The 6813-nt window shown below is 49.3% G+C and carries 5 protein-coding genes and 1 pseudogene; all 6 read right to left on the reverse strand.

All coding sequences use genetic code 11. From position 1 onward, the window contains the following. Positions 1-3 precede the first annotated feature (3 nt). Positions 4-1053: a hypothetical protein gene (locus M975_RS21795; protein ID WP_157093422.1), complete on the reverse strand. Its 1050-nt coding sequence runs from the start codon at positions 1051-1053 to the stop codon at positions 4-6. Between the two features lie 4 nt (positions 1054-1057). Then, positions 1058-2365 carry a restriction endonuclease subunit S gene (locus M975_RS21800; RefSeq protein ID WP_064561954.1) on the reverse strand — a complete coding sequence of 436 codons (1308 nt, stop codon included), beginning with the start codon at positions 2363-2365 and terminating at the stop codon, positions 1058-1060. Further along, complete coding sequence (locus M975_RS21805; RefSeq protein WP_064561956.1) at positions 2355-3911, reverse strand: class I SAM-dependent DNA methyltransferase; 1557 nt, start codon at positions 3909-3911, stop codon at positions 2355-2357. Before M975_RS21805 ends, M975_RS21800 begins: the two co-directional genes overlap by 11 nt. Positions 3912-3917: 6 nt before the next feature. Beyond that, positions 3918-4832, reverse strand: coding sequence for a helix-turn-helix transcriptional regulator (locus M975_RS21810; protein ID WP_064561958.1), 915 nt, complete (start codon positions 4830-4832; stop codon positions 3918-3920). Positions 4833-5278: 446 nt separating this feature from the next. After that, complete coding sequence (locus tag M975_RS21815; RefSeq protein ID WP_064561961.1) at positions 5279-5878, reverse strand: YagK/YfjJ domain-containing protein; 600 nt, start codon at positions 5876-5878, stop codon at positions 5279-5281. Between the two features lie 705 nt (positions 5879-6583). Beyond that, positions 6584-6813, reverse strand: a pseudogene (locus M975_RS23230) (secretoglobin family protein); the annotation flags it as partial.

Consider the following 6813-nt stretch of genomic DNA (forward strand, 5'->3'; position numbering starts at 1 on the left):
TTTCTATTCCTCTTCTAATCCAAACAGACCACGCAGTTCGTTTATTTCTATCGCAAAGTTATTTCGATCTTCTTCATGGCGTACGGCTTCACCAATAATTTCGTATTCAAGCCGCCGATTAGGTGCTTCACCACGCGTCTTTCTGAAAATACAAAGACGAGTCGTATGGCCAACGCCATCCTCGCGAAAGCAAATCATCGGACGAAGACCGAAAATAAGTCCGTCTGCAATTACAAGCATCTGCCCAGGACGAAAATATTTCTCGGCGGAATCTAGCATTTGCTGATGGCTAATCTTGATGTTCTGGATTGTTCTTGTGGAGCTATGCCCTCTAAATATTTCACATCTTAGAGTTGTTCCATCAACCTGACTTAAATACCGAACAATCTGAATGTCTTCTAGGCCATCAAGGTCTGCAAGAACTTCCACTACATCTACATATGCATCGCTGATCCAATTTCGCGCCTGCGCCTCAGACTGCGCCGCGCTATGAGAGAAAGCATTCCTAGATTGGTTGAGCTCCTTCATCGCAGCAAGTGTTGCTGCCGGTGAAATTTTTGCGACTGAGGGATAAATACCTTCAGCACTCAGCTGGTTAGTGATCCTCTCGATGTTCTCAAGTCTTTTTGCGATACTATCAGTGAACAAATCCTTAAATTTCAGCGGATCTGCGACCTGAATATTTCTATGGCGGCATTCCGCTACGGCTAGCGCATGAAGGATATCGATTACCGACTCCCAAGTATCTCGAAGAAGGTGTAGACGTTGCAGATCACTCTCGTATCCATTTTCAAATCGGTAGAAATAGTAAGCAATCGGAGATGGGAATTGATTGCATACGGATTCTTTTATTCCTTCTTCACGCTGTTGTGTAAAGTCCGAAAATGCAGCTTCATAAGTGTCTGGACTCATAGTGAAAAGAACAAAACTTGGTCTCGGTTGATAACCAAGAATGTCGAGTATTCCGTCTGCTTGTTCTGAGTACTGCTCATCTAACCATTCGTTGTACGACGGACAGGCTTCATAATTGTTTGGATCAAGCTGAAGATTCATCCAGTCAAACTCCGACTTTGCATTCGGCATCCGGAATGTGTAACTCGCCGGAGATGAGTTTGGGCAACAAAGTATCACGCAGTTGGGCGAGCGTTGCGATTGCCTCCGCGTTCTTTTTGATGCTCATGAATACGGGCGTGACAACATGCGAGAAAGCACCCCACACAGCTTCATGCTTAGGTACTGTAAGCTTGAACCCAGCCACTGAGTCAGCCTGAACACGTTGCCGACCGGAGGTGCCGGTCATGCTTCGGATGGCTTGCTCCCGAAAAGCCGCATCGCGTGCTAATAAATACCCGAATTCCGGTGGCACTGGAGCCTTGGGACGCATCACGATGTATTCAGTAGAGCCCCAACCCACAGTGTTATCCGGCAAACACTGAACGAAAGCCGTTTTGCCATTTTCCAGACAAGGTGTAATTCGGGCTAGTAGGGTGTCGCCATTGCGAAACCGCATACCACTGCCGAACGGCCGCAATACCGGCGGCTCAGGCCAGCTTCCAGACGTCGGCAATGCAGCCATCTCGATGTAGGGCGCCTTCGTCCCTTTCCGCAATGGCAAAGAGGGATTGAACTCCACGAGTCGGCTCGCTGGTACGCTTTCCCATCCCTCCGGTATCTCCCCCAACGCCGAATCAACGAGCCGGTCGGGGAATAGGTCATAGAGGTGCGCGGGCAGACCGGGCAGGGATAGTCCGTGTTGCCAGCGCCTTTCTTGTTTGGCGCGTACTGGTTCGAAGTCCACGAACCACGCCTTGAACAAGGCGTGAGCCATAGCTTCCAGCGTTTCGTTCTGTCTTCGGTTGAGTTCAATCTTGTCGTCCAACGTGCTTAGAATGTGGGCGATGGCGCGTTGCTCTTCAGGCGGCGGCAATTCAATTTCAAGTCGTCCGAATGCTGATTTGTTTAAGATTGGCTGTGCCGATCCACTAGCTATGCCTCGAATTTCTGATTTTCTCAGACTGAGGTTGTAATAAATGAATAGTGGGGAGTCATCAGTGTCGATGACGATGCTGTTGATTTGCTGGTTCGTGATGCAATTGGCACCAGCTATCGCTGCCTTTCCCATGTTAGAACCGATGCACGAAACCATTACTGCGTTATTTGGAATGAAAGCATTTTTGACTGCTGATTGACCAGTAGCAGACAAAGTTCTTGCCGTAGTCGAAATAATGCGGGTGCCATCCATGTCCGATGGCGTAACGAAAGGGATACTCCCTCCAAAAGCACCAACAATGGTTGAAGGCGGCGTCCTGCCAGTGACAATGCGACCTAAAGCATCAAGTGTTTTTTTCTTCCACTTACTCCCCATATCCAAGCTCCTTAAGGTTGGCCTCAATTTCCGCATCCAACTTTGCCGATGTTGCCTGCTGTTCGTGCCACTGTGCAAAGAGCCGCGCCATCTTCTCTTCGAAGGGCTCACCATCATATTCGTGTTCCGCTGCGCCAACGTAACGGCCTGGTGTCAGAACATGGCCGTGCTTGCGAATTTCCTCTATCGATACAGATTTGCAGAAGCCTGTTACGTCAGCGTACTCACCCGCGCCCTCTTCCCCACGCCAAGAGTGGTAGGTGTCAGCAATTAGCTGAATTTCCTCATCGGTGAGTTCTCGCCGAGTGCGATCCACCAGCACGCCCAGCTTGCGGGCATCTATGAACAGCACTTTCCTGCTCCGGTCACTCTGGCTTTTGCCGGGATTCTTATTGCGAGTCAGGAACCACAGGCTGGCGGGAATCTGCGTGGAGTAAAAGAGCTGCCCAGGCAACGCCACCATACAATCCACCACATCGGCTTCAAGCATCGTCTTACGGATTTCTCCCTCACCGGATTGGTTGGAGCTCATGGAACCGTTTGCCAGCACCACGCCCGCTTTACCATTGGGCGCAAGGTGGTGGTAGATGTGCTGTAGCCACGCGTAGTTGGCATTGCCTACAGGCGGTGCACCGAATTTCCAGCGCACGTCTTCACGTAGGCGGTCGCCGCCCCAGTCTGAAATATTGAACGGCGGGTTGGCGAGGATGTAATCGGCCTTGAGATCGCGCAGTTCATCCTTATGGAAGCTGCCATCGTTGTTCCAGCGTATGTCGGAGTCGATGCCGCGCACTGCTAGGTTCATCTTGGCTAGTCGCCAAGTGGTATAGTTCGACTCTTGCCCGTAAATCGCAATGTCGCCAATACGACCACCGTGCTCATGCACAAACTTTTCTGATTGCACGAACATGCCACCCGAACCGCAGCATGGATCATAAACACGACCTGAGTAGGGTTCGAGCATCTCGACCAGAACGCGAACTACAGAACGCGGGGTGTAAAACTCGCCCCCACGCTTGCCTTCGGCTCCGGCAAATTGGCTGAGGAAATACTCGTACACGCGTCCGAGGATGTCCTTGGAGCGGTCACCTTCCTCGTTAAGTGCGATGCCGGAGATCAGGTCAATCAGTTCACCCAGCATTACTTTGTTGAGTGCTGGGCGGCCGTAATCCTTAGGTAGCACGCCCTTGAGCGATTCGTTGTCTTTCTCGATGGCGCGCATTGCATCGTCAATCAAGGTACCGACGGTGGGTAACTTAGCGTTGGCCTGCAGATGCGACCAGCGCGCCTCCTTCGGCACCCAGAACACGTTGTCAGCGAGATACTCGTCTTTGTCCTCGGCAGCCTGTACATCTTCCGCCAGTAGCGCATTGTGTTTGGCCTCGAAGGCGTCAGAGATGTACTTCAGGAAGATGAGTCCAAGTGCGACGTGTTTGTAGTCGGACGGTTCCATGTTGCCACGCAGTTTGTCGGCTGCCTTGAAAAGATCGGCCTCGAAGCCGAGGTTGCCGCCGTTGCCGTTCTTGGCGGTGTCTTTCTGTGCCATCGTTTCTTATCCTTGGTGTAATATCTTTGTTACTGGGATTTGATAGCCCGGTGCTAGCTTGGCGTTCTCAACGCCATACAGCGCCAGCGGATCGCTGAGCCACAGGCGGTACTGTTCTTCATTGAGCCGGTAGTCGGGCGAGCAGTCCACGCACCAGCGCAGTAGCATGTAGCCCGCCACTGCTGCGCGCACACACAGCCGGATCGAACCGTCGGTCATCCCGTAGTCCATCTTGATGAGCTCGGGGCGTTCTAGGCGAGGGTGCGGCACAAACTCCAGCTCGACGATGCGCATCCATTGGATGTCATTGTCCGATTGTTCATTGGCCTGCGCCTCCTCATTGAGCAAGCTCGGTGCTTCGATACGTGTAAGGACGAAATCGCGGAACTCGCTGCTTTTCCGATCAAAGGCACGAACGTGCCAGCGTAAGCCAGTATCTACTAAGGCTAATGGCACGATGACCCGTTCGGACTCACCATTGCTCATTGAGTGGTAACGGATAACGACTGGTTTTTTGGTATGGATTGCACGGCAGATTGGAGCAAGTACATCCATCTTGGGGGTGCTCAAAGTGGTGGGTGATTCGCAAGGTAACATTGGCTGCGATTCACCATTTATGCCATCACCGAAGCCTAGAGCCAGTGCCGATAGCACACGATGTGAAGCGTGCTTAAACAACGGGGAAAAGGCCAACCCAATGCGGTAAATCTTATGGCTACCGTCGAAAGTGATATTCTGTGGCGCGATATCCCTATACAGAGCTAGATCGCGTGTGGCCCCCGCAGGTGCCACACCGAAACGTTCGATTAGGTCGGGACGGCCAATCACACCGAAGAAGTAAAGCCGGAAATCGATATAGGCAAGTCGCTCGCGCTGGGCAAGAGTTAAATCCTCGACATGCTGAGAGTATGTGCTAACCATGCGCGCAGGCCAAAAGAGAAGAAAGTGTATTTCTGTAACTCATACCACACCAAAGATGTAATCAAATTGATGACATCATGCGCCTGAATTTGTTTATCTTCAAGACGTTTACTAACTTCGTAAATTTTATACTTAATTGGTCCATCACACTGATGGGGATAATTAATAGTGTCTCCGCCTCATACCATTTCCGATCGTTGTTCTGGTCGAATAACTCCACTATCGGGGTTTTTCCACCGCAATCAGTTGCCCGCAGCGCTCTGGTGGTGTCGGTAGCGCAGGTTTTCCCTGCGACTGACAGTTCTCGGAGAAGACATTAATTTGCAGCTGTAATGCTGTTAGGAAATACATTGTTCTTTTGTCGGGTAACTGGAAGCGTGTTGCCATTGATAGTGCTATACAGATTAAACGGGACAATAGCCTAACCGCTGAATGTCCCGGAAAAGTCAGGCTAGGTACGTGTCAGCTGTGGGGCGCAATCCACTCAATTGTCGTGGTCTACCGCTCAAGGAGCGATTCGGGACTTCATTACAACCGTGAAGCAATAGAGTATTTTTCTGTTCAATTTTGGTCATGTACAACAGTACCTGCTGCATATTATTAATACTCACCGGATCGTTGTAGTGAACCGGCATATTAATATCGGCTTCGTAGTTAGTTTTATACTCACAACGATAGTAACAGCCGTCATGTTCCGTGATTGCACGCCAGCATTCTCCGACCTTCTCCATCCAGAAAAAAGGTTTCTGGGTTTTATTACCATCCAGCCAGAAAGCCACATGCGCATGGAACAGGTGATCTTCGGTCCATTCAATTACCCAGAAATAACCCACCACTGCGGGGATACTCATCATTTCGTCCATCAGATGCCGGACATCAGACTCCATCTGCCGATGATCCGGATGGTGATATTTAAAGGTATTTTTTTGATAGAAAAGATCCAGCCGTATTACCCTCAGACAGGAATAGCGATTAACCATCGCGTTAATATGCATATCAAGGACAGATTTCAAAAACCAGTCCGGTGTCCAGTTACGTTTTTTCATAGCATTATTTCCTGATCACCCATAGCAGGGGCGGTTATTTAATTTAATATTTTGGAGGGATAACAATACACTGAAACAGGCATCGTTATGGTCATAGCCCTGTGTCTAACCATTATTATCTGCAATATACAAACTGCGTATATAATACGCAGCATTGAGAGTTGGAGGGTTGCAGGAATAGATGACAGAGAATTAAATGATTACAAACTGCATAAGATCATTGGAATAAAAAAAAGGGAGTGAGTATTAATTATATTAATTAACCTAAATTAAACTTTCTTTGTTTCTCTGGTCTTCCTTGGGAATAAGATCGGTAATACCGATCTGGAAGTAACTGGTTCATAACTCCTGACTGTGCATCCATTTCTTGATTTGAGGGCGGCGTTTCTTACCACCATACCGCAGGCAACCCACCGTACATCTGGTCATAATGAACGTAGGCAGTTGTATTACACGTGCTGGAGTTATCGAAGGCGGAAGACTTTCAACTTACTGGTGAATGCAACAGGCTTCCGGTTATCCGCGTGAGATATCATCTTCAAACCAGGGCGGTGGCGTTCTGATAGGTTGATGAAACATCAACAAGCACTGGCAGTTGTGACAATACAAGTCTTAATCTCCGATCATATCGACCTTGCGGGCTGGCACCATTTAGCCAGTGATACATTGTGCGATATAACACTTCTGCACTCCAATTTTCAGTCCTCACATTGGTCGAGTGGCCAGAATATAATTCTCAGTCAACGTTTTCAGTCCCCGATATGATTTTTGTTTTTCTGACATCCATTGTTTCAACGTTTCAGGAAGCGGTAAGTGCAGCGTATACCATTCTTCTAGATCCCGGCCTGAGACCAGTTCACACCAGCACAGCAGCGTAAGCGTCTGTCGAAAGCCAGGTTGCGTATGCAGCCGGAATAGCATTTGTAATTGTTCTG

This window comes from Buttiauxella brennerae ATCC 51605, assembly GCF_001654925.1.
Taxonomy (GTDB): domain Bacteria; phylum Pseudomonadota; class Gammaproteobacteria; order Enterobacterales; family Enterobacteriaceae; genus Buttiauxella; species Buttiauxella brennerae.

Coding starts and splice junctions, on each gene's coding strand:
- M975_RS21805 (WP_064561956.1), bottom strand. CDS start 3,911: ATGGCACAGAAAGACACCGCCAAGAACGGCAACGGCGGCAACCTCGGC.
- M975_RS21810 (WP_064561958.1), bottom strand. CDS start 4,832: ATGGTTAGCACATACTCTCAGCATGTCGAGGATTTAACTCTTGCCCAG.
- M975_RS21815 (WP_064561961.1), bottom strand. CDS start 5,878: ATGAAAAAACGTAACTGGACACCGGACTGGTTTTTGAAATCTGTCCTT.
- M975_RS21800 (WP_064561954.1), bottom strand. CDS start 2,365: ATGGGGAGTAAGTGGAAGAAAAAAACACTTGATGCTTTAGGTCGCATT.
- M975_RS21795 (WP_157093422.1), bottom strand. CDS start 1,053: ATGAATCTTCAGCTTGATCCAAACAATTATGAAGCCTGTCCGTCGTAC.